The following is a 22,859-nucleotide window of genomic DNA, read 5'->3' on the forward strand; positions in this document are numbered from 1 at the left end:
CACCATCGATACGTTCCGCGCCCCATACGCCGGGGAGTTCTTCAGCGCCTGCACTTCCAGGTCTTCAGCGCCTTCCATGGCCTTCGCCCTGATGGAGGGGGCTCGGCACTCCCTGATCCCGCTCAAAGAGCGGGTTACATTAACGACGCCGCAGGCTTCGCTTCATGCTACGGACCGCATCATCGCTCCCCCTATCACAGGGCTTTCGACGCTGGGCTTCAACGCCGGACGTTTCCCTCCGACGCTGCCAGCCTGCTACCGGGCCTCCTGACAGCTACCCGGACCGGACTCACACCGGCAGGCGACGACGAGCTTACGAACACGAAGATCAGCTACAACAACACACAGCCTCACTTCCCGCCCTGCTGGACGCACTCCAGACCTTGTAAAGATTGTTCCTCAGATCGGATTCGAAGTCGGCGAGGGACTGCCTGTCCACCCCGGCCGCACCCTTGTTGGCCCTGACTCTCTCGTATGCCTCCCATACCAGCAGCTTCGAAATCTTGAAAGGCTTGTCCAACGATCCCGACATGCCCACCCGCTTCCTCCCAGGACAAGCCCGGTTGATCGCGCGAACAGATCGACAGATGAGCCGGCCCCTTCACTCCACCCCGATTACCAGGGCTTCCTCGCTACTACGAACCGGTCCGCCAGCAGACGCCGCGACGGTACTCAACGCCTCACAGTTCCTGCTGCTCGACGCGCTCCCTCTCGCCACCAGACCCTCAGGGGACCAGCAGCCGTGTCGGCTTCCGCCTTCCCACGTTCCATGCAGAAGCCGCAGACCGGACTCGCGCCACCTCCATGCCGGACACCGCCTGGCCAATCAGCGGGCACCCGCCAGGCTCATCCCGGCGCCATTTAACCGCCCCGGTTCTGATGTCAGCTGCTTGTTTCGACACGTCAACAGCGGTTCGCTCGCGCTCGCCTTCCCGGTCCCCACCTGACGCATCAACTGCGCGCCTTCTCCTCACCGCTCACCACGACGGTCTCCAGCCAACACAGCTTGAGGTGGTTTGAAGCCTCCCCCGCAGGACGGCTCCGAAGGGCCACAAAACCTTCATCTCCTGCACAGCACCACATCCAGCAAGGTCACCTACCCACACCGACCTCACCTTCCGCGCTCGTGGCGCACTTAAACAACAAGCTAAGACTGGGCAGCAGGATCAGGTCCGGCCAGACTCTGGTCCAGGTGCTCGGTGAGTCGCTCCCTCTATCGGCTGCCTGCCGGTGTCATTGGTGTGGCTCTCTCATGGCATGCGATCTCGCCGGGCACCGCGCGAGGAGTGGCTGGAAAGGGGTCTGTTCTGTTCGAAGTAGCGGTGCCCTCCTTGCTGACATCGTCGTGTTCAGGCAAGGAGAATGTGGATGGCGGTCATTATCGGGATGGACCCGCACAAACGATCGGCCACGATCGAAGCGATTGACGATCGAGGCGACAAGATCGGGTCCGGTAAATTCGGCACGGATCAGACCGGCTATGCCGAGATGCTGGCGGCCGGGCGCCGGTTCACCGACCGGATATGGGCAGTGGAAGGCTGTAACGGTGTTGGCCGGCACATCGCGCACCGGCTGGTCCATGACGGCGAGACCGTCTTGGATGTGCCGGCGAAGCTCTCGGCGCAGGTGCGGGTGTTCGCCACCGGCAACGGCCGCAAGACCGATCCCGTCGACGCGTATTCCGTGGCTCTGGCGGCGTTGCGTGCCCCGAACCTGGTCCGCGTCCAGGCCGACCCTGAGCTGGTTGTGATGGGCATGCTGGTCGACCGTCGAGACGAACTCGGTCGCGCCCGAACCCAGACCGTCAACCGGCTTCACCGGCTGCTGCTGGAACTGTTTCCCGACGGGGCCAAGAAGTTCCTGTCCGCGGCCCAGGCTCGTGCACTGGTCGTGACGATCAAACCGCGGGACATCGTGGGCAAGACCCGCCGTCGACTCACGGTTGAGCTGATCGCCGAACTCGAGACCATCGACAAGAAGATGAAGGCCGCGGACAAGGATCTGCGCGAGCTGGTGATCGCCCGCGGCTCCACCCTGCTCGAGCTGCACGGCATCGGCCCGTCCGGTGCCGCACGGCTTCTCGCTGACGTCGGTGACATCCATCGGTTCGCCAACCGGGACAGGTTCGCCTCCTGGAACAGCACCGCACCATTGGACGCGTCCTCCGGTGAACAACAACGGCATCGCTTATCCCGCGCCGGCAACCGCAGAATCAACGGACACTGCACATCATGGGCGTCGTCCAGCTCCGCAACCTGACCGCCGGCCGCACCTATTTCGACGGCAAGAAAGCCGCGGGCAAGACCTCGATGGAAGCGATGCGGGCACTGAAACGGCGCCTGTCGAACGTCGTCTACGCGCGGATGCTCGGTGATCAGAAACGACGTGAGGCGGCAGGCCCGGGAGGGCAACCGGGAACGACTCTGCAATCCAGCGCGACCGGCCTGACCCCGGACACCGGCCCTTCGGACAAGCCACAACCCGAACCCGCCACCAGCCAGCCTACCCTCATCGCAGCCACCCCTTGACATAAAGGGGAGCCATGAGTGGACGTGCGGGGCGACGGCTACCAAGCAAACCGCCGCTGAGTGGTTTCACGAAGTCATGGGCTACTGCGGGCGTTGCCGACCCCGGGCACCACGTCCGCGGGGTGATCGGTGCCGTGGAAGCTGTCGGAGTCCGGTGAGGTCCCGACGCGCGGTTTCACCGTCATCGGCTGGATCACGACCTACCTCGCCGCTCCGGCCCGACCCGAGTAGGAGCCGTTCATCCTGTACCTGGAGCAGGAGGACTTCCTGTCCTGTTCTACGAGCTTCACCCGGTCACGGGGAGGCGCCGGCGTTTGGCGCGGGGTGATCTCGCGGCCGCGTGGTTGGGGTAAGTCGCCGCTGCTCGCTGCGATGATGGCGGTCGAGGCTCTGGCACCGGTCGTGCCGGACGGGTGGGACGCGGACGGCCAGCCGGTCGGCAAGCCGTGGTCGCTGGTGCGGACACCGATCGTACAGGTCGTGGCGGTGTCCGAGGACCAGACGAAGAACACGTGGGACCCGCTGCTGGAGATGCTCTGCGAGGGCTCGCTGCTCGACGAGTACCCCGGTGTCGAGCCGCTCGACACGTTCGTGAGCCTGCGCAAGGGGCAAGATCGAGCCGATCGCGAGCTCGGCGGGCACGACCAAGGGCAACAAGCCGGTGTTCGCGGCGCTGGACCAGACCGAGGAGTGGGTGAAGTCCAACGGCGGACTGAACCTGTTCCAGAAGATCAAGAACAACACCGCCAAGATCGGCGGGCTCGTTCGTCGAGTCCTCGAACGCGTTCATCCCGGGCCTTGGGTCGGTGGCCGAGCAGTCCGCGGCCTACTGGGACGCCATCCAGTCGGGCCGGGCGCTCGATTACCGCCTGCACTACGACCATTGCGAGGCACCGGAGACCACCGACCTGGCGAACCGCGAGTCCCTGATCCTCGGGCTGCGGATCGCGTACGGCGACTCGTCGAACCACCCGGACGGCTGCCTGCTGCACCACCCGCCGTGCCCGCCGGGGCACTCGGACATCGAGCACCTGCTGGCGACATCTGGGACCCGACATCGGATGTGCAGGAGTCGCGTTCGGACTTCCTGAACCAGGACACGCACGCCCGTAACGAAGCCGAGGAGACCGTAACCCAGGATGCCGAGCGTGGTCACGGCTCAGCGCCGATCGTGATCAGCGGAGGGATATCGGGCGAGCAGGGGCCACGTCACCGCCGGCACCTATCGGATCTACCGCTGTCTGTGGGACTTGCGAACGGGCAGAGTGGCTTGAGGAGGCCCTGACGCTGCTCGAAGATGCGAAAACGGGGGGGCGTATGGGGGCGAGCACCCGGATTTCGCCGGTTTTGACCGGTTGGAACCGGACATCGCATGATCACCTACAGGTTACCGTGTGCAGGTCAAACCTGCTGGTCAGGGCCGGTTTTCAGGGGTGCCCCCGGTGCGATTCGAACGCACACTGGACGGGTTTTGAATCCGTTGCCTCTGCCGGTTGGGCTACGGGGGCTTGGCGCACGATGACTTTACGGGATCGCCCATGCGGCGGTCGTCAGGGTGGTCATCTTGGTGGCGGCGGGTGGCGAGGCGGCCCGCAGGGGGACGCTGGCGACGAATGAGTTACCAAGAGTGACCGCCCCGGGAACCGATGTGGTGCACGTCATCCTCTTGGGGGATGTTCTGTTGCCAGCCCGTTAACGTTGTGCTGATCACGGCACGTATACGGGCTCGGTACCGCCTGGCGCCGGTAGGCTGGAGGCTCAGACCGACTCGATTCAGGAGGACCCCGGTGACCGATCAGGCTACCGAGGCCCAGTCCGGCCCGGCCGTGCAACGTAGTGTGCTCGTCGCGGAGGATGAGGCGCTCATTCGGCTCGACCTTGTGGAGATGCTCAAGGAAGAGGGCTACCACGTCGCCGGGGAGGCCGCGGACGGTGAACAGGCCGTCGCGTTGGCTACGGAGCTGCGGCCTGACCTTGTAATCCTCGATGTGAAGATGCCCAAGATGGACGGGATCGACGCGGCGGCTCAGATCGCGGGGGAGCGGATCGCGCCGGTCGTGATCCTCACCGCGTTCAGTCAGCGTGACCTCGTCGAGCGGGCGCGGGAGGCCGGGGCGATGGCCTACCTGGTGAAGCCGTTCGCCAAGCATGACCTCGTGCCGGCGATCGAGCTCGCCGTCAGCCGGTTCTCCGAGCTGCAGGCGCTTGAGCACGAAGTCGCCACGCTCACCGAGCGCATGGAGACCCGCAAGCTCATCGAGCGGGCCAAGGGCCTCCTGATGACGAAGCAGGGCCTCTCCGAACCGGAGGCCTTCCGGTGGATCCAGCGCACGGCCATGGACCGGCGGGCCACGATGAAGGCCGTCGCCCAGGCCGTGGTGGAGAACATCACCTGACGGTGAAGTTCAGCACGGCCGACGTCGGCCGGTCGGTGCCGTTCATGGCGTACTCGCGCACCTCCATCACGTGCGAACCCCGCGTCATGCCGGCCGTCACGATCGACAGCACGTGCCGGCCGCCCAGGCCCGGCCCGTCCGCCCGCGTCGGCACCCCGGCGATCAACCGGCCGTCCAACCACACCTGAAAGCCCTGGACGCCGCCGATCGCGCCCGTCTCCCACTGGTTGCTCGACGCGTCCAGGGACACCTTGAGCAGCACCTGGCCACGGCGCGGGATGACCGCCGTGGTCAGGGGCTCGCCCGCCGAATTGCAGAGCACGGCGTCGATCGACGGCGTCATGTTCGGCCCCGGCTGCCGGCCCGGCTCGATCTTCAGCGCGGGTGGCCGCCCGCCGCCGATCGGGGTGACCTCCAGGTACGTCTCCACCAGCCGGACCTGCTGGCTCGCGCCCGGCGCCCGCAGCACGAACGGGGAGATGGAGTCCCCACCGGACGCGCCCAGCAACGCCGCCGGCACGTCCGCGGCCACGGTCAGCGCCGCACCGTCCTCGGCCGACGGTGCGGCCACCACCGGTCTCGCCGGCACGCGCAGGTCACCGAACTGCGCGACGACGCCGTTCGGGTCCATCCCGCTCGCCACCATGATCGTCGCGACCAGGCGGGCCGACGCCGCGGTCCTCAGCGGTGTCCGCGCGATGCCCAGCTGCGGTGACTGCTCGGTGAGGTCGAGCACCCGCTGCGTGCCCGGGTTCACCGGCACCTCGTTCACCGCCGGCACCTCCGTCGCCGGCCCGCTGAACCCCGCCGCCAGCACGTGCACCCGCGACCGCCGCTCGTCCGGCCCGCGGAACCCCAGCAGCACCGAGGCCGACGGCCACGTCGGCACCACGCCCGCCACCGCCACCGCGGTCCCGTCCTGGTACACCCGCACGCCGGTCGTCGTGAGCACCACCTCGAACAGGTGCGGCACGCCCGGCCCGCGTTTCGGCGCCGCGAGCACGTCCGACGGCCCGGGAGCCACCCCCGGCACGTCCGGCGCGGCGCTCACCCGCACCCCCGACGCGTCGACGCCGACCCGGATCGTGCCGCCCGGCAGCGTCGGGTCGCGGTCGGGGAACTGGCCGGCCCGCCGCGTGTCCACGCCGACCCGGTCGGTGGGACCGGGCACCAGCGCGATGGTCAGCTCGCCGCCGGCCGCCGCGCTGTCCGTGCGCACCGCCACCCTGCCGATCTCACCGGTCGGGCCCGGCGCGGTCAGCGTCATCGGCTGCCGGGCCCGCAGCACCGCGACGTCCGCGCCGCAGCCCAGGTCGATCGGCAGTCCGTTCCCGTACTCGGACACCACGTCGACGCAGCCGCGGTACCCCGACAGGTGCCAGTGCTCGGCCAACCGCGCCGGCACGGAGAAGTCGTCGAACAACCCGGACAGCGGGGGCATCGAGCGGTCGCCGGTGGCCTGCGGCGGCTCCTGGTCCACCACCGCCGGCGCGGACCGTTGCCCGAACGCGTCGACCGTGCGCACCTCGACCTCCACCCGGTGGCCGTCCTCCAACGGGTCGAGCAGCACGTCCGGCGCGGCGACCAGCCTGGTGTGCCACTCGCCGCCCTGGCGCCAGCGCACCTCGTAGCCCGCGGCGCCGTAGGGGGCCCGGCCGCCGGGCAGCCCGTCCGCCCACGACACGCGCAACCCGCTCCACCCCACCGGGGTGGCGGTCACCTTGGCCGGCGCTCCTGGCCGGTGGTCGGGCGTCGGCAGCACCACGTAGTCCGCGGCGTACCGGTTGACCACCACGGGTTTCGGCCGGTCGTCACTGTGGGTGTCGCTGCTGTGCGGTTCGTCGGTGGTGCGCAGGGCGACGACGGCGCCGGCGATGAGCGCGACCGCGCCCAGCCAGATCAGCACGCGTGTTCTGGAGGGCACAACAGAAGAGTAGAAGGGGCAAGGCCGGTCCAAAGTGGCACGTTGCGAAGTTGAGATCGTGTTACCTGCCCATGACCGGAAGGTCCGACTTCGTCCGAGGAGCGGACACGGACGGTCAGTTTAGTTGCAGTCTGGTCACGAGGGCTCTTGAGACGTGACTACGACTGCGCTCGGTTACTAGGTTCCGGCCAGCCCTCTGACATCGAGGCGGGCACGGTTCGGCATGCTATGCGGCATTGCTCGGACAGATCACGGAGAAAGGGACGTCACGTGCGAAACCAGACGGTGAAAGCCGCGGCTCTGGTAGCGGCAGGTGCGCTGCTGCTCGCGGCTTGCAGCACGAACAAGGAAGAGTCGTCGGGTGGTGGCACTGGCAACCAGGAGAGCTGCGACCAGAGCAAGGGCACCCTGGTCGTCGGTGTCATCTCGCCGCTGAGCGGCGACCTCGCCGCGCTGGGACTCGGCATCAAGAACGCCGCGCAGCTCGCGGTCGACCAGGCCAACGACGAGTGCAAGGTGCCGGGCTACAAGCTCGCCCTCGACGCGCTGGACGACGAGCGCGACCCGACGAAGGGCGCCCAGGCCGCCACCAAGCTGGCCTCCGAGGACGGCGTCGTCGGCGTCGTCGGCACGCTGAACTCGTCGGTGGCGCAGAGCGTCGCGCCGATCCTCGCGCAGAACAACATCCTGCAGATCTCGCCGGCCAACACGAACGACAAGCTGACCAAGGGTGAGGACTTCCTCAACAACCCCAAGCGGGTGTGGAAGACCTACTTCCGCACGTGCACCGTGGACTCCTTCCAGGGCCCGTTCGCGGCGAACTACCTGATCAGCAAGGCCGGCAAGAAGAACATCGCGATCGTCACCAACGGCCTGACCTACGGTGAGGGCCTCGCCGACACGTTCACGACGCAGGCGGAGAAGAAGGGCGCGAAGATCGTGACCCGCCAGAAGGTCGGTGAGAACGACACCGACTTCTCGAGCGTGATCGCGGCCATCAAGCCGTTCAACCCGGACGCCGTCTACTTCGGCGGCGAGTACCCGGGTGCCGGCCCGCTGTCCAAGCAGCTGAAGAGCGCCGGGCTCAACGTCCCGGTGATGGGCGGCGACGGCATCTTCGACCCCGCCTTCATCGAGCTGGGCGGTAAGGACGGCGACCTCGCCACCTCCGTCGGCGCGCCGACCGACACGCTGGACAGCGCGAAGGCCTTCGTCAAGGCGTACAACAAGGCCGGCTTCAAGGAGGGCTACAGCGCCTACGGTGCCTTCTCCTACGACGCCGCCAACGCGATCATCGGCTCGCTGGCCAAGGCCATCGGCAACGGCAAGTGGAGCTCCGACAAGCGCAACGCGCTGCTCGACGCCGTGGCGGACTACTCGGCCGACGGCGCGACCGGCCAGGTGAAGTTCGACAAGTTCGGTGACAGCACCAACACGATTCTCACCGTCTACCAAGTCAAGGGCACCGAGTGGGCGCCGGTCGAGACCGGCAAGTTCGAGGGCTGAGCTGACGGGTTTCGACGGATCTCGTGACTCGTGACACGACGGCGGGGGTGGGTCCAACCCACCCCCGCCGTCTATGGAGGCCAATGTGACAACCCTGTTACAGCAGATTGCCAACGGGCTCGTGCTCGGCGCCACGATCGGCCTGATCGCCGTCGGCTACACGATGGTCTACGGCATCATCCAACTGATCAACTTCGCGCACGGCGAGGTGTTCATGACCGGCGCGTTCGGGGGACTCGCCGTGTGGCGCTTCGTACCGGGCGTCAAGGACATGAACTGGTACGTGGCGCTGCCGCTGATGCTGGTCGGCGGCGTGGTCGTGTCGGTGACCATCGCCATGCTGATGGAGCGCTTCGCCTACCGGCCGTTGCGCAACGCACCGAGACTCGCCCCGCTGATCACCGCGCTCGGCGTGTCCATCGGGCTGCAGGAGGCGGTCCGGATCTGGTTCCCGGACGCGGACCGGTCCCAGTCGTTCCCCAGGGTGTTCGTCAACACCCAGATCAAGATCGGATCGGTGGAGATACCGGCCACCGGCGTGCTGCTGATCGTGGTGGCCGTCGTGCTCGGCGCGCTGGTGCAGCTCTACGTGAACAAGTCCCGGCTGGGCCGGGCGATGCGCGCGACCTCGCAGGACCCGGACACCGCCCGGCTGATGGGCGTCAACCCGGACCGGGTGATCGTGCTGACGTTCGTCATCGGCGCGGTACTCGCGGGTATCGCCGGCGTCCTGTACGGGATGCACGTCCAGACGCTCGGCGTCCGCGCCGGTTTCCAGAACGGCATCTTCGCCTTCACCGCCGCCGTTCTCGGCGGCATCGGCAGCCTGCCCGGCGCCGTGGTGGGCGCGTTCATCATCGGTATGGTCAAGACGCTCGGCGGCCAGTACCTGCCCGGCGGCACCCAGTACGACTACGTGTGGATCTTCGTGGTCCTCATCCTCGTGCTGGTGTTCCGGCCACAGGGTCTGTTCGGTGAGTCGGAGAGGGTGCGCGCATGAGCAGGCTCACCGCTTTCGTCCCACGCGCGCTCGGCCGGCCGCTGTCCGCGGTCGGCGGGGTGCTGCTGCTGGTCGCGGCGATGCTCCCGTGGGCGACGTTCCTGCTCAACGAGGGTGCCTACCCGGAGAAGTCGACGCTGCAGTTCTTCGACGCGCCGCTGGAGCTCAGCGGCTTCCGGTGGCACCTACTGCTGTTCGGCCTGGCCGCGGTGATCATCACCTTCGTCCCGCTCCCCGCCAAGGGGCGCGTGCTGCGTGCGCTGGGGTGGGGTGGCCTGGCGATCTCCGTGATCAGCGCCGTCTTCATCGTCTCGGCCGGCGGCGGGCTCGGCGCGATCACGGCCGCGGACGGCGCCTACGCGTTCGGCAGCGTGGCCGGGATCCTCGGCGGGCTGGCGCTGATCTTCGCCGCCGACGCGATCGGCCTCGAGGACATCCCGCACTGGCCGGACGAGCCGTTCGGGTGGACCGGGTGGGCGCAGCGGCTGTTCGCGTACCTGGTGCTGCTGGTCGCGTTCGTCGCCATGCTGTGGCTGGTGTCGGAGACGCTGACCGCGGGCGGCTCGGCCGGCGTCTCCTCGCCGTACGCCGGCGCGATCTTCCTCGCGTTCCTCGGCATGGCCGGCGGGTTGCTCGGCGCGCTGCACGGGGTCGGGCTCACCGGCTGGATCTCGCGGCTCTCCGAGCGGCACCGGGCGTTCAGCATCGTCGTCCTGCTGGTGTGTGCGGCGGCCCTGCCGTTCACCAGCGCGGGCACCCAGTACTGGATGAACGTCGCCGGCACCATCGGCATCTACGCGGCCACCGCGATCGGCCTGAACATCGTGGTCGGCCTGGCCGGTCTGCTCGACCTCGGGTACGTGGCGTTCATGGGCATCGGCGCGTTCGTCTCGGCGAACCTGTCCGGCGCGGCGGCCGCGAAGCTCGGCATCACGCTGCCGTTCCCGCTGGCCGCGGTGATCGCCGCGGTGGTCGTCGGCATCTTCGGCGTCATCGTCGGTTCGCCGACGCTGCGGGTCCGCGGTGACTACCTGGCCATCGTGACCCTGGCGTTCGGTGAGATCTTCACCCGGTCCGCGCAGAACAACATCGGCGACCTGACCGGTGGCGCGAACGCGATCCCGAGCATCCCCGCCATCGCGATCGGCGGCCTCGAGTTCAACGAGCCGATCAGCCTGTTCGGCACCGAGCTGCCGGCTGGCGTCCTGTACTACTTCCTCATCACGCTGCTGGTGGCGCTGGTCATGGCGGTGTTCGCCAACCTGAAGAACAGCCGCATCGGCCGCGCGTGGATCGCCATCCGCGAGGACGAGGACGTCGCCCGGGCCATGGGCATCAAGACCGGGAAGATGAAGATCCTGGCCTTCCTGACCGGCGCCACGCTCGCCGGCCTCGCCGGCGCGGTGTTCGCGCACAAGCTGGGCACCTCGTCCTACGACGCGTTCACCTTCCTGCAGTCGGTGACGCTGCTCGCGGCGGTCATCCTCGGTGGCATGGGCTCCATCCCGGGTGCGGTGATGGGTGCGGCGCTGCTGTTCGTGCTGCCGGAGAAGCTGCGTGAGTTCGAGGAGTACCGGCTCCTGCTGTTCGGGTTGGCGCTGATCCTGATCATGCGGTTCCGGCCGCAGGGCCTGGTGCCGGACCGGCTGCGCAGGGCGGAGTTCGCGGGCGAGACGGCCGAGGGCAAGCCCATCGAGGTGGTCCAGGAACAGGCCGTGCTCGAGCACGAGCACGAGCTAGAGGCGTTGAAGGGAGGCAAGGCGTGAACGCGGCGGCCAGGCACAGCATGACCGAGACCGTGCTCGAGGCCAGCGGGGTCACGATGGTCTTCGGTGGTCTCACCGCGCTCAACGACGTCTCGATGACGCTCGGCGAGGGCCGGATCGTCGGCCTGATCGGGCCGAACGGCGCCGGCAAGACGACGTTCTTCAACTGCCTCACCGGCCTGTACACACCGACGCGGGGGTCGGTGCGCCTGCGTGGCCACCAGCTGCCGTCCGACCCGGCCAAGGTCACGGCGGCGGGGATCGCGCGGACGTTCCAGAACGTCCGGCTGTTCCCCAACATGTCGGTGCTGGAGAACGTGCTGGTCGGCCGGCACATCCAGATGCGGCAGGGACCGCTCGCGTCGCTGTTCCACGGGCCGGGGTTCCACCGCGTGGAGCGCGCGGCGCGGACGCGTTCCCGGGAGCTGCTGGAGTTCGTCGGCCTGACCGGCGACGAGAGCACGGCGGCTCGGAACCTGCCCTACGGCGACCAGCGGCGGCTGGAGATCGCACGCGCGCTCGCCACCGAGCCGGCGGTGCTCCTGCTCGACGAGCCGACCGCCGGCATGAACCCGCAGGAGACCGAGGCCGCCCGGCAGCTGATCTTCCGGATCAGGGACACCGGCGTCTCGGTCGTGGTGATCGAGCACGACACCAAGTTCATCTTCTCCCTGTGCGACTCGGTGTCCGTGCTCGTGCAGGGCGAGGTGCTGGTGGAGGGCCCACCGGAGACCGTGCGCGACGACCCCCGGGTGATCGAGGCCTACCTGGGCAAGCCGCGCGAGGAGGTCGAGGCCGAGGTGGCCGAGGCCACGACGTCGGTCATGCCGCGGTACGACGGCGGCCAGACCGAGGTCATCGACCGGTACAGGGAGGACCAGCCGTGACGGCGCTCTTGGAGGTCAGCGGACTCAGCGTCGCCTACGGTGCGATCGAGGCCGTGCGGAACGTGTCGTTCGTCGTCGAAGAGGGGCAGATCGTGTGCCTCATCGGGGCGAACGGCGCGGGGAAGTCGACCACGCTGCGCACCATCTCCGGGCTGCTCCGGCCACGGTCGGGTGAAATCCGGTTCGAGGGCAAGTCGATCGTCAAGGAGCCGGCGCACAGCATCCTCTCGCGCGGCATCGCGCACTCGCCGGAGGGCAGGCGGGTGTTCGCGCGGATGACCGTCGAGGAGAACCTGCTGCTCGGGGCTTACACCCGCAAGGACGAGTCCGGTGTGCAGGCGGACGTGCGGCGGGTGTACGAGCTGTTCCCCGTGCTGGGCCAGCGGCGGACGCAGAAGGCCGGGCTGTTCTCCGGTGGTGAGCAGCAGATGCTCGCGATCGGGCGGGCCATGATGTCCAAGCCGCGGCTGCTCATGCTGGACGAGCCGTCCATGGGACTCTCGCCGATCATGACGCAGCTGATCTTCGACACGATCAAGGAGCTGCAGCAGCAGGGGACGACCGTCCTGCTGGTCGAGCAGAACGCGCTCGCCGCGTTGGCGCTGTCGGACCGGGGATACGTCGTCGACCTCGGCGCGACCACCCTGGAGGGGCCTGGCCACGAACTGCTCGCCGACCAGCGGGTTCGCGAGGCCTACCTCGGTCAGTAGTTCTCCGAGACGGACGGCGTCGCCAGCCGGCGGCGCCGTCCGCACTGTCTCAGGCGCCGGGGGCCGCGTCACGCAGGACGCAGGTCAGGCGGGCCGTGCAGGTGCGTTTGCCCTCGTCGTCGGTGATGACGATCTCGAAGGTCGACGTCGAGCGACCCGTGTGGATCGGGGTGGCGACACCGGTGACCAGTCCGTTCCGCGCGGCGCGGTGGTGGGTGCAGGACAGCTCCAGCCCGAGGGCGACTCGGCCGGGTGGAGCGTTCAGCGCGGCCGCGACCGAGCCGATGGTCTCCGCGAGGGTGGCGTTCGCGCCGCCGTGGAGCAGGCCGTACGGCTGGAGGTTGCCCGCCACGGGCATCGTCGCGACCACCCGCGACGGGTCCCACTCCTTGATCTCGATGCCCATCCTCGTGGGGAGCCACTGGTCGGCGAGGTCGTGCCGGACGCCCGGCAGGCGGTCGGGGAAGTTGGCCACATGCCCTCCTAGCTGGTCATACGGGGTCTGCGCAGGATTGTCGGTGCCCCACCCTAGACTCGCCCTGTGCCTGAGACGCCCGCCACAGCTCCTGTCAAGACCGCCGACCGCCGGTTGCTGCTCATCGACGGCCACTCGATGGCCTACCGGGCGTTCTACGCGCTCAAGGAGGCCAACCTGGTCACCAAGTCCGGGCAGCACACCGAGGGCGTCTACGGCTTCACGTCGATGCTCATCAACCTGCTGCGTGACGAGAAGCCCACGCACATCGCGGTCTGCTTCGACGTCTCGCGCAAGACCTTCCGCAGCGAGCAGTACCCCGAGTACAAGGCCAACAGGTCCGCCTCGCCCGAGGAGTTCAAGGGGCAGATCAGCCTCATCCACGACGTGCTCGGCACCCTGGCCATCCCGGCGCTGTCCGTCGACGGCTTCGAGGCCGACGACCTGATCGCGACGCTCACCACGCAGGCGCTCGCGGGCGGGTACGACGTCTTCATCTGTACGGGTGACCGCGACGCGTTCCAGCTGGTCAACGACCACGTCACGGTGATCTACCCGACCCGGGGCGTGTCCGCGGTGAGCAGGATGGACCCGGAGGCGGTGCACACCAAGACCGGCGTGCGTCCCGACCAGTACGCCGACTTCGCGGCGCTGCGCGGCGACCCGTCGGACAACCTGCCGAAGATTCCGGGCGTCGGCGAGAAGACCGTGGCCAAGTGGATCAACCAGTTCGGCTCGCTGAACGAGCTGGTGGACCGCGTGGACGAGGTCAAGGGCAAGGCCGGCGACGCGCTGCGGGAGAACCTGTCGAACGTGCTGATGAACCGCCAGCTCACCGAGCTGGTGAAGGACGTGCCGCTGGACGTCCGGCCCGACGACCTGGCCGTGAAGCAGTGGGACCGCAACGCGGTGCACCAGCTGTTCGACGACCTGGAGTTCCGGGTGCTGCGGGAGCGGCTGTTCGCCGACCTGGAGGCCGCGGAGCCGGAGGCCGAGCACGGCTTCGAGGTGACCGGCGGCGCGTTCGAGCAGGGCAGGCTGGGGGCGTGGCTGTCGGAGAACACCCCGGCCGGCACACGAACGGGACTGTCGTTCCAGCTCAGCTCGACCGGTGTCGCCGGGGAGTCCGTGGAGTTGCGTTCCGTGGCGCTCACGCGGGCCGACGGCACGGGCGTGTATGTCGACGTCACCTCTCTGGATGAAACAGACGAGCAGGCGCTCGCGACGTGGCTGGCCGACGAGTCGGTGCCGAAGCTGACCTACGACGTCAAGCCGGCGCTGCACGCGCTGCGGCACCGCGGCTGGGTGCTCGACGGGCTCGTGGCGGACACGCAGCTCGCGGCGTACCTGGTGCGGCCGGGCCAGCGCTCGTTCGCCCTCGACGACCTGGTGTTGCGGTACCTGAAGCGTGAGCTGCGGGTCGAGCAGCAGCAGGAGGAGCGGCAGCTGTCCCTGCTGGACGGCGTGGACGGCGACGACGCGAAGATCGCCGAGGGCGAGATCGTGCGCGCGCGGGCCATCGCCGAGCTGGCCGACGCGCTGGCCGTGGCCCTCGACGAGACCGGGCAGACCTCCCTGCTGGGGGAGATCGAGCTGCCGCTGCTGCGGGTGCTGGCCGAGCTGGAGGCGGTCGGCATCGCGGTCGACACGGCACAGCTCGCGTCGCTGGAGGCGCACTTCGGCTCGCGCGTGAAGCACGCCGAGCAGGAGGCGTTCCGCGTCATCGGCAAGGAGATCAACCTCGGCTCGCCGAAGCAGCTGCAGGTGGTGCTGTTCGACGAGCTGCAGATGCCCAAGACCAAGCGCACGAAGACCGGCTACACGACCGACGCCGACGCGCTGACCGGCCTGTACGAGCAGACCGAGCACCCGTTCCTCGCGCACCTGCTGGAACACCGCGACGCGATGCGCCTGAAGATCACGGTCGAGGGCCTGATCAAGTCGGTGTCCGACGACGGCCGCATCCACACCTCCTACAGCCAGACGATCGCGGCGACGGGCCGCCTGTCGTCGACGGAGCCGAACCTGCAGAACGTGCCGATCCGCACGGACGAGGGCAGGACCATCCGCGACACGTTCGTCGTCGGCGACGGCTTCGACGCGCTGATGACCGCGGACTACAGCCAGATCGAGATGCGGATCATGGCGCACCTGTCCGGTGACGCCGCGCTGATCGAGGCGTTCAACTCGGGCTTCGACTTCCACGCGGCCACGGCCGCGCGGGTGTTCGGCGTGGAGCCGACCGAGGTCACCGGCGGCCAGCGAGCCAAGATCAAGGCGATGAACTACGGCCTGGCCTACGGTCTGTCGGCCTACGGCCTGTCCCAACAGCTGCGGATCTCGACGGAGGAGGCCCGCGGCCTGATGGAGGAGTACTTCGCGCGGTTCGGCGGCGTGCGCGACTACCTGAACGAGATCGTGGCGCAGGCCCGCAAGGACGGCTACACGTCGACCATCTTCGGCCGGCGCCGGTACCTGCCGGACCTGACGTCCGACAACCGTCAGCGTCGGGAGATGGCGGAGCGGATGGCCCTGAACGCCCCGATCCAGGGCAGCGCGGCCGACATCATCAAGGTGGCCATGCTCAACGTCGACCGGGAGTTGCGGTCGGCCGGGTTGCGGTCGCGGATGTTGCTGCAGGTGCACGACGAGCTGGTGCTCGAGGTTCGCGACGATGAGCGGGTCGAGGCGGAGGGGTTGGTGCGTAAGGGGATGGGGTCGGCTTACAAGTTGGACGTGCCGTTGGATGTGTCTGTTGGGTTTGGACGCTCCTGGAACGACGCTGCTCACTGAGGTCTGGGTCTGGGTCTGGGTCGGGGTCTCGGCCGGGCGGGTGGGGCCGGGGTTCGGGGTTCGGGGGGCCGGGGGGGTGTGGCGCGGGACTTGGGTGTTGGGCTGGGTTGGCTGTGGCGGCTTGTGGCTTCTTTTGGGTCTTTGGGTGGTTCTTGGAGGTCTTGTGGTGCGGGGTTTGAGTGTTGGGCTGGGTTGGCTGTGGCGGCTTGTGGCTTCTTTTGGGTCTTTGGGTGGTTCTTGGAGGTCTTGTGGTGCGGGGCTTGGGTGTTGGGCTGGGTTGGCTGTCGCGGCTTCGAGCTTCTCTTGGGTCTTTCGGTCCCTTTCTCGAGGGTTCTGCGCCGGTGTCGCTTCGGGCATTCCTCGCTTTGTGGGGAAGCTCACCTCACTGTTCTTGGGGTGAAGGGGTTGGCTCTCGTGCCTGCCGTGCCTGCCGTGCCTGCCGTGCCTGCCGTGCCTGCCGTGCCTGCCGTGCCTGCCGTGCCTGCGTGCCTGCCGTGCCTGCCGTGCTGGTTCGCGTCTCGCCTTGTGCGCCTCGTCGGTGGCAGTCCCGTCGCTCGCTATCTCCATCTCCGTCTCGCGCCATGGCTCCGCCTTCGGCATCCATCACCGGTGTCGCTCTCCGGCTTCTTTCCCTTTCCCGAACCCCGTCCATCTCTCCCGTTCCTTTCCCGCGGAGCCCATCCCTGCCCACCTGCCCATCTCCTCTGCCCCGTGGCGTTAGGGTTCGGGGGTGGGGCTTGAGCAGGTGGTGCACCTCCGGCGGGCGCGGGATCACATGGACGCCCACTACGCGGATCCCCTCAAGGTGGGGGATCTCGCTGCCGTTGCCGGGTTCTCTCGGTACCACTTCGTGCGGGAGTTTCGGGTTGCGTTCGGGGAGACGCCGGCCGCCTACCTGAGTCGGCGGCGGGTGGAGCGGGCCATGGATCTTCTGGCCCACGCCAACCTCACCGTCACTGAGGTGTGCATGGTTGTCGGGTTCTCCAGTCTCGGGTCCTTCTCCCGGCGGTTTCGGGAGTTGGTCGGGTGTTCGCCCAGTGAGTACCGGAGCCGGACGTCGCCGCCCGTCATACCTGGGTGCATCGTGTGGGCCTGGGCACGGCCCAGGGGCGCAACTTTGGACAAGCAGGTACCCGGCGACGGCGCCTAGCGTGGACCGCATGATCCAGAAGATGTCGCACGTCACCGTCTACGTGCTCGACCAGGATGCCGCCAAGGAGTTCTACACCGACAAGCTCGGGTTCCAGGTCGGCGAGGACCTCGTCATGGGGGACGGGTTCGAAGGGGCCGGCGCGGGGTTCCGGTGGCTCACCGTCAGTCCGCCCGGACAGCCCGACCTGCGGTTCGTCCTCGCCGATCCGCGGATGGGGCACGCGCCGGAACACGCCGACGTGCTGCGTGAGCTGCTTGCCAAGGGCGCGTTCGGGCACGGGGTCCTCGCGACGGACGACTGCCGCAAGACCTACCGGGAACTGTCCGAGCGGGGCGTCGTCTTCCTGCAGGAGCCGGCCGAACGTCCGTACGGGGTCGAGGCTACCTTCCGTGACGACTCCGGCAACGTGTACAGCCTGACCGAGGCGCACGCTGACAAGTGAAAACCGCTCACCCCCGCTAGTCTTGAGGACATAGTGGAGCGGAGGGGTGTGCATGGTCGCGCGTCGAGCTCTCGTACTTGGTGGTACCGGCATGCTGGCCGGCGTCGCGGCTGCCCTGCTCGATGACGGGTGGCACGTGGTGCTGCCCAGTCGGCGGCGGCCCGGCTCGCCGGCCACCAACGGCAACGGGCGTGGTGCGCGGTGGGTGAAGGCCGACTGGACCGTCCCCACCGCGCTTGCCGACGTCGCCAGGGAGGCGCTCGGCGGCCCCGCGGACCTGCTCGTCGCCTGGGTGCACCGGGAGGTCCGGGCCAGCGTCCTGCGTGCGGTCAGGCCGCTGCTGGCGCCCGACGCCCCCGTCGTCGAGGTGCACGGCAGCGCCTCGGCCAACCCCGTCGGCGGGTGTCCCGACCCGATTCTCGACGGGCACCCGACCCAGCAGGTCGTGCTCGGCTACCTCCGGCACGCCGGGCGCACGCGCTGGCTCACGCACGAGGAGATCTCCTCCGGCGTGCTCGAGGCGGTCCACCGGGCGCTCGCCGGCAAACCGTCGCACGTGCACCAGGTCGGCGAGTTCCGGCCGTCGCTGGCAGGTGGCCGGTAGCGCCTCCCCCCAGGTCAGGCGCTACCGGCCGGTCAGGGAAGCCTGAGCACCAGCCAGGTGCGGCCACCGTTGGAGGACAGGTCGTACTCGTTGTCCTTGACCTTCGCCAGGTAACCGGCCCTGGTCCAGGCAACCGGGCCGGGCAGTGCGTCAGCGGCGCGGGAGAACCGCCGGCCGTCCGTGCTCTCGAACGTGCCCTCGGTGGCGGAGTACACCAGCAGCCGCCCGTCCAGGGTCGCGACCGCGCTGCCGGTCACCGTCTTGAGCACGGTATCCGGGGTGGCCCGCCAGGTCTGGGTCCACGACAGGCCGCCGTCCGTGCTGCGGAACACGGCCAGCAGGCCGAACGGACCGCTGCCGATCATGCCGACCGCCGTCGCGTACAGGACACCGTTGCCTTCCACCACCGACCACGGCGCGTCCTCCGGCCAGGGCACGCCGGGCAGGTCCACGGGTGTGGTGTGCCAGGTCCTGCCCGCGTCCGAGGTCACCGAGATGGTCCAGCCCTTGGTCGTCGGGTCCTGGCTGACCGCCCAGTACCGGCCGCTCGTGGTTGGCGCCGCGCCCAGCACCCGCACCTCCGCCGGCGGCTGGGTGGGGGTGGGGGAGAGGGAACCGCCGAGGGTGACCGCTCCGACCCCGGCCGCGCACTCGCTGCTTCCGTTGCCGTGACAGAGTTTCTGGAGGTTCATCCCGCTGGGGACCGAGTTCGGCGCCGCGGCCACCTCGGCCGCTGCGGCAGGTGTGTGCCAGCTGCGGCCGCCGTCGTCGCTGGCCAGGATGTGGACGGTCCTGCTCGTCCCCGACATCCGGTAGAGCCTCAGCCGGTTCTGGTCGACCACGAACAGATCGCCGTCGGCGTACAGCTTGTCGTCTCCCGGGAGTTCCCGCTGGCGCCAGGACCTGCCCCGGTCCGCGGTGGCCAGCAGGGTGATCGTGCAGGAGCTGTCCGAGTCGCCGCACGCACTGCCCAGGGCGTAGCCGTGCAGGGCGTCGGCGAAGTCCACCTGGTAGGTCACCGGGATCCGGACCGGATCCGTCGCGTCCTGCTCGCCCGGCACGGAACGCAGGAGCGGCACCGTGAGGCTCACCGCCACCACGGCCGTGATCGCACCACCCTGCATGCGCCGGCGCACGGCCCGCTGACGCGCCCGGACGGCGACCAGGTCGAGATCCGGATGGCCGATCGACGAGCGCAGGCCGTCGCGCAGTTTCTTCAGTGAGTTCTCCAGCTCAGACATGGTCCACCTCTGTCCGCAACCGATCCGCCAGCGCGGCCCGCGCGCGGGCCAACCGCGACTTCACCGTCCCCACCGGGACGCCGAGGATGGCCGCGACCTCCTCCACCGGCAGGTCCGCCAGGTAGTGCAGCACCACGACCGCCCGGTGCTCCTGGCCGAGCCCGCGGATCGCCTCGTGCAGGTCGAGGTGCTCGCCCGGTGGTGCGGCCGGAGGTGGTGGCTCGGCCTGCTGCCGACGCAGGATCCGGTCCAGGGTCGCCCGCCGCCGGAACCGCCTGCGGGCGAGGTTCAACACGACCGTGCGCAACCACGCCTCCGGGCTGTCCGTGCGGAACACCCGTCCCTGACGGCCGTACGCGACGGCGAACGCCTCCTGGGTGATCTCCTCCGCGACCCCGAGGTCGTTCGTCATCGCGTAGGCCGTCAGGACCAGACTCTTGTAGCACCGGTCGTACAGCTCCGCGAACCACGTCTGCTCAGCCACCGTGCCCCCATAGCTCTCTGACCAGAAAGAGGCACGACTACGGTGGCAGGTTCCACGCCCGTCCGAGCAAGGGTCAACGCAGAGCGGTTGCCGGCCGCAGTTCCCAGCTCGTCCAGAGCGGCCGGTAGCCCTGCCGCGGCCAGAAGACGGAGGCGAGGGGGTTCGGCGGGTTGTAGTAGAGGAACGTGCCGGTCGCGCCGCGGCGGTGCAGCTCGTGGTGGGCGACGGCCATCAGCTCGCGGCCGACCCCGGACCCGCGGAACTCCTCCGCCACCGCGACGCAGTTGACGTAGCCCCAGCGGCCCGGGCGCAGCCGGGTGCCGGTCAGCCCGGTCTCCGTGACGTCCAGCAACCGGCAGTGCGCCACCCCGGCCACGACGCCGTCCCGCTCCGCGAGCCAGATCGGGTCGCCCTGGTCGACGTGCCTGGCGAGTGCCGCCCGCTTGACCTGTTCGGCGTCGGGCCGCACGTTCGCGGCGCCCACCAGCGCGGAGTACGCCAGCTCGGCCATCTCCAGCTCGAGCACCGCCTCGTGGTCGTTGGCGCCGGCCGGCCGGACCGTCACGCCGCCGGGTGCCGGGCGGCGGGTCGGCGCGCCGACCCGCACGGCCAGGCTCGTCAGCGGTGTGAGACCGTGCGCGAGCAGGGGTTTCGCGGCCTCGGCGTCGCGGCTCGGCCAGGTGAGCAGGCACGCGGAGTCCATGCCGGCGGCGCGGCGGTCGAGTATGTGCCGCCACTCGCGCAGCAGCACGTCCATGCCGGCGCCGCCCGCGGCGCCGAGCAGCGGGTGCAGCTCGAACAGCTCCAGCGCGGACCACAGCGTGTTCGCCGTGCCGGGCTCGAAGCTCGAGTACGTGAGCACCCCGGCGACCCGGTCGCCGCTGGCCATGGCGGCCGTGAGCACCTGGCCCTCCGGGGGCGGGGCGGCCGGGGGCAGCAGTGGGTCGACCCGCTCGAACCGTGTGGTCTGGGCATCGAGGAGTCCGCGAGCGGTCATCACGCCGTTCGCCGGGTCACGAAGATCGCCGTGCCGGGGAACAGCTCGCCGCGTAACGGGCTCCACTGCCCCCACACCTCGGTGAGCCCGTCCGGCCACTCCGGCTCGACCAGGTCCACGATGGTCAGACCGGCGGCGGTGAGCGCGCGGACGAAGTCGCCGAGCGTGCGGTGGTGCTCGACGTAGGTGGCGCGGCCGTCCGCGTCGACCTCGACGTACGGGGTGCGGTCGAAGTACGAGCCGGTCACACGCAGCCCGTTCTCGCTCGGGTCGTCCGGGAAGATCCACCGCATCGGGTGAGTCACGGCGAACACCCAGGAGCCGCCGGGGCGCAGCACGCGGGCGATCTCACGGAACGTGCCGGGCAGGTCGGCCACGAACGGGACCGCGCCGAACGCCGAGCACGCGATGTCGAACGTCGCCGCGGCGAACGGCAACCGCTCGGCGTTCGCGCGGACCAGCGGCACGTCGATGTCGGTCACCTCGTTGGCGGCGGCCGCGTACCGGAGCATGCCGGCGGACAGGTCGAACGCGGTGACGCGTGCCCCTTGCGCGGCCAGCCAGCGGGCGCACGGGGCCGAGCCGCAGCCGACCTCCAGCACGTCCCGGCCGGTCACGTCGCCGAGCAGGCGGGCGTCCTCCTCGCGCACGGCCTCCGGGCACCACACGAAGTCGCTGACGCCGAGGAACTCGCCGTGCTCGACGTGGTAGTCGTCGGCGTCGGCGTCCCACCAGGCGCTGTTCGCGGCGACCGACTCGGCGGAGCCGGCCCAGCGTCGCTCGCTGCCGACCGTGCCCAGCAGCCGCTCAGCGGCCCGCTGGGGCGGCGGACCCTCGCCCGCGCCCGCCTCGACCGTCGACATCTACCCCCCTTGGTGCGAAAACCCCCACGACCAGGTTTGCCCGGTCCACGCACGGCCGCGTAGGATACCTCCGCGCAGTGGTTTCGTGCTGCGGTCTGTTCATGATCTCGGGAATCAGATCCGGTCGCGCGGCGTTGGGCACAGGTGGACTTCGTTCGTACGGGGTCCCCTCGCCCGCCGAACCATGCCACTGACGCAACACAACTGCAAATCCGACAACCGCCAACTCTCAACCAAGCCGTACCGGAGCCTCCTAGCTAATGTCCACCGACACCACCATCGTCCCGGCCGACAACGCCACCGCGCCAAGGCAGCAGGTCGCGATCAACGACGTCGGGACGGGTGAGGACTTCCTCGCCGCCATCGACAAGACCATCAAGTACTTCAACGATGGTGACATCGTCGAGGGCACCATCGTTAAGGTCGATCGGGACGAGGTCCTGCTCGACATCGGCTACAAGACCGAGGGGGTCATCCCCTCTCGTGAGTTGTCGATCAAGCATGACGTCGATCCCAACGAGGTCGTCAAGGTCGGTGACGAGGTCGAGGCCCTGGTCCTCCAGAAGGAGGACAAGGAGGGCCGGCTGATCCTGTCCAAGAAGCGCGCGCAGTACGAGCGCGCCTGGGGCACGATCGAGGCGCTCAAGGAGAGCGACGAGCCGGTCAAGGGCACGGTCATCGAGGTGGTCAAGGGTGGCCTGATCCTGGACATCGGCCTCCGCGGCTTCCTGCCGGCGTCCCTCGTCGAGATGCGGCGTGTCCGCGACCTCCAGCCGTACGTCGGCCGTGAGCTCGAGGCCAAGATCATCGAGCTGGACAAGAACCGCAACAACGTGGTCCTGTCCCGCCGTGCCTGGCTCGAGCAGACACAGTCCGAGGTGCGCAGCGAGTTCCTCAACCAGCTGCAGCGCGGCCAGGTCCGCAAGGGCGTCGTCTCCTCGATCGTCAACTTCGGTGCGTTCGTGGACCTCGGCGGCGTCGACGGCCTGGTGCACGTCTCCGAGCTGTCCTGGAAGCACATCGACCACCCGTCCGAGGTCGTCGAGGTCGGCCAGGAGGTCACCGTCGAGGTCCTCGACGTCGACCTGGA

Annotated in this window: 22 protein-coding genes and 1 tRNA gene; 15 read left to right on the plus strand and 8 right to left on the minus strand. The window is 69.0% G+C overall.

Translation table 11 applies throughout. The features are described from left to right. The 3 genes from ACJ73U_RS24510 to ACJ73U_RS24520 all read left to right on the plus strand — a co-directional run. On the plus strand, window positions 1-271 hold a 271-nt coding region (locus tag ACJ73U_RS24510), incomplete at its 5' end, for a hypothetical protein (protein WP_407780044.1). Between the two features lie 1,097 nt (window positions 272-1,368). Continuing rightward, window positions 1,369-2,259: an IS110 family transposase gene (locus ACJ73U_RS24515; protein ID WP_407780045.1), complete on the plus strand. Its 891-nt coding sequence runs from the start codon at window positions 1,369-1,371 to the stop codon at window positions 2,257-2,259. Next, window positions 2,232-2,528, plus strand: coding sequence for a hypothetical protein (locus tag ACJ73U_RS24520; RefSeq protein ID WP_407780046.1), 297 nt, complete (start codon window positions 2,232-2,234; stop codon window positions 2,526-2,528). The genes ACJ73U_RS24515 and ACJ73U_RS24520 overlap by 28 nt, the downstream gene beginning before the upstream one ends. Window positions 2,529-2,822: 294 nt before the next feature. On the opposite strand, the gene ACJ73U_RS24525 is transcribed toward ACJ73U_RS24520, so the two are convergent. Then, a complete protein-coding gene (locus tag ACJ73U_RS24525) occupies window positions 2,823-3,278 on the minus strand; it encodes a hypothetical protein (protein WP_407780047.1) in 456 nt (151 codons plus the stop codon). 56 nt (window positions 3,279-3,334) lie between these two features. Here ACJ73U_RS24525 and ACJ73U_RS24530 point away from each other — a divergent pair, with 56 nt between their 5' ends. Next, on the plus strand, window positions 3,335-3,619 hold the full coding sequence (locus tag ACJ73U_RS24530) for a hypothetical protein (protein WP_407780048.1): 285 nt from the start codon (window positions 3,335-3,337) through the stop codon (window positions 3,617-3,619). A 343-nt stretch (window positions 3,620-3,962) separates the two neighbouring features. Here the strand turns inward: ACJ73U_RS24530 and ACJ73U_RS24535 are convergent. Then, window positions 3,963-4,036 (minus strand) — tRNA-Leu (locus ACJ73U_RS24535). Window positions 4,037-4,315: 279 nt separating this feature from the next. Here ACJ73U_RS24535 and ACJ73U_RS24540 point away from each other — a divergent pair. Further along, window positions 4,316-4,924 (plus strand): ANTAR domain-containing response regulator, encoded by a 609-nt coding sequence (locus ACJ73U_RS24540; protein ID WP_407780049.1) that lies wholly within the window; start codon window positions 4,316-4,318, stop codon window positions 4,922-4,924. Here the strand turns inward: ACJ73U_RS24540 and ACJ73U_RS24545 are convergent. Beyond that, a complete protein-coding gene (locus tag ACJ73U_RS24545) occupies window positions 4,917-6,848 on the minus strand; it encodes a hypothetical protein (protein WP_407780050.1) in 1,932 nt (643 codons plus the stop codon). The genes ACJ73U_RS24540 and ACJ73U_RS24545 overlap by 8 nt on opposite strands. A 270-nt stretch (window positions 6,849-7,118) precedes the next feature. Between ACJ73U_RS24545 and ACJ73U_RS24550 the strand changes: the two genes are divergently transcribed. The 5 genes from ACJ73U_RS24550 (at window position 7,119) to ACJ73U_RS24570 (ending at window position 12,717) form a co-directional block, all read left to right on the plus strand. Continuing rightward, window positions 7,119-8,354 carry a branched-chain amino acid ABC transporter substrate-binding protein gene (locus ACJ73U_RS24550; RefSeq protein WP_407780051.1) on the plus strand — a complete coding sequence of 412 codons (1,236 nt, stop codon included), beginning with the start codon at window positions 7,119-7,121 and terminating at the stop codon, window positions 8,352-8,354. A gap of 85 nt (window positions 8,355-8,439) precedes the next feature. After that, window positions 8,440-9,354: a branched-chain amino acid ABC transporter permease gene (locus ACJ73U_RS24555; protein WP_407780052.1), complete on the plus strand. Its 915-nt coding sequence runs from the start codon at window positions 8,440-8,442 to the stop codon at window positions 9,352-9,354. After that, window positions 9,351-11,120 (plus strand): branched-chain amino acid ABC transporter permease, encoded by a 1,770-nt coding sequence (locus tag ACJ73U_RS24560; RefSeq protein ID WP_407780053.1) that lies wholly within the window; start codon window positions 9,351-9,353, stop codon window positions 11,118-11,120. Before ACJ73U_RS24555 ends, ACJ73U_RS24560 begins: the two co-directional genes overlap by 4 nt. Further along, window positions 11,117-12,007, plus strand: a complete 891-nt coding sequence (locus ACJ73U_RS24565) for an ABC transporter ATP-binding protein (protein ID WP_407780054.1) — start codon at window positions 11,117-11,119, stop codon at window positions 12,005-12,007. Before ACJ73U_RS24560 ends, ACJ73U_RS24565 begins: the two co-directional genes overlap by 4 nt. Then, the gene (locus ACJ73U_RS24570) at window positions 12,004-12,717 is read left to right on the plus strand and encodes an ABC transporter ATP-binding protein (RefSeq protein WP_407780055.1); all 714 of its coding nucleotides are present in this window, start codon (window positions 12,004-12,006) and stop codon (window positions 12,715-12,717) included. Before ACJ73U_RS24565 ends, ACJ73U_RS24570 begins: the two co-directional genes overlap by 4 nt. A gap of 49 nt (window positions 12,718-12,766) precedes the next feature. Here ACJ73U_RS24570 and ACJ73U_RS24575 read toward each other — a convergent pair whose 3' ends face one another. Then, window positions 12,767-13,192 carry a PaaI family thioesterase gene (locus ACJ73U_RS24575; RefSeq protein WP_407780056.1) on the minus strand — a complete coding sequence of 142 codons (426 nt, stop codon included), beginning with the start codon at window positions 13,190-13,192 and terminating at the stop codon, window positions 12,767-12,769. Window positions 13,193-13,330: 138 nt separating this feature from the next. On the opposite strand from ACJ73U_RS24575, the gene polA reads away from it, so the two are divergent. The 4 genes from polA (at window position 13,331) to ACJ73U_RS24595 (ending at window position 18,184) form a co-directional block, all read left to right on the plus strand. Next, complete coding sequence (gene polA / locus ACJ73U_RS24580) at window positions 13,331-15,985, plus strand: DNA polymerase I (RefSeq protein WP_407780065.1); 2,655 nt, start codon at window positions 13,331-13,333, stop codon at window positions 15,983-15,985. Window positions 15,986-16,715: 730 nt separating this feature from the next. Next, window positions 16,716-17,135: a helix-turn-helix transcriptional regulator gene (locus ACJ73U_RS24585; protein ID WP_407780057.1), complete on the plus strand. Its 420-nt coding sequence runs from the start codon at window positions 16,716-16,718 to the stop codon at window positions 17,133-17,135. 10 nt (window positions 17,136-17,145) lie between these two features. Beyond that, window positions 17,146-17,580, plus strand: a complete 435-nt coding sequence (locus ACJ73U_RS24590) for a VOC family protein (RefSeq protein WP_407780058.1) — start codon at window positions 17,146-17,148, stop codon at window positions 17,578-17,580. Between the two features lie 52 nt (window positions 17,581-17,632). Further along, entirely contained in the window at window positions 17,633-18,184 is a 552-nt protein-coding gene (locus ACJ73U_RS24595) for a hypothetical protein (protein WP_407780059.1), read from the plus strand. 32 nt (window positions 18,185-18,216) lie between these two features. Here the strand turns inward: ACJ73U_RS24595 and ACJ73U_RS24600 are convergent, their stop codons facing one another. From ACJ73U_RS24600 to ACJ73U_RS24615, 4 genes are all read right to left on the minus strand, one after another. Then, on the minus strand, window positions 18,217-19,425 hold the full coding sequence (locus tag ACJ73U_RS24600; protein WP_407780060.1) for a hypothetical protein: 1,209 nt from the start codon (window positions 19,423-19,425) through the stop codon (window positions 18,217-18,219). Then, window positions 19,418-19,909 carry a sigma-70 family RNA polymerase sigma factor gene (locus tag ACJ73U_RS24605; RefSeq protein ID WP_407780061.1) on the minus strand — a complete coding sequence of 164 codons (492 nt, stop codon included), beginning with the start codon at window positions 19,907-19,909 and terminating at the stop codon, window positions 19,418-19,420. The genes ACJ73U_RS24600 and ACJ73U_RS24605 overlap by 8 nt, the downstream gene beginning before the upstream one ends. A 73-nt stretch (window positions 19,910-19,982) precedes the next feature. Beyond that, window positions 19,983-20,906 carry an N-acetyltransferase family protein gene (locus ACJ73U_RS24610; RefSeq protein ID WP_407780062.1) on the minus strand — a complete coding sequence of 308 codons (924 nt, stop codon included), beginning with the start codon at window positions 20,904-20,906 and terminating at the stop codon, window positions 19,983-19,985. After that, window positions 20,906-21,769 carry a class I SAM-dependent methyltransferase gene (locus ACJ73U_RS24615; RefSeq protein WP_407780063.1) on the minus strand — a complete coding sequence of 288 codons (864 nt, stop codon included), beginning with the start codon at window positions 21,767-21,769 and terminating at the stop codon, window positions 20,906-20,908. The genes ACJ73U_RS24610 and ACJ73U_RS24615 overlap by 1 nt, the downstream gene beginning before the upstream one ends. Before the next feature lie 260 nt (window positions 21,770-22,029). Here ACJ73U_RS24615 and ACJ73U_RS24620 point away from each other — a divergent pair. Beyond that, on the plus strand, window positions 22,030-22,859 hold an 830-nt coding region (locus tag ACJ73U_RS24620), incomplete at its 3' end, for a S1 RNA-binding domain-containing protein (protein ID WP_407780064.1).

Source organism: Actinophytocola sp., from assembly GCF_045807065.1.
Classification (GTDB): domain Bacteria; phylum Actinomycetota; class Actinomycetes; order Mycobacteriales; family Pseudonocardiaceae; genus Actinophytocola.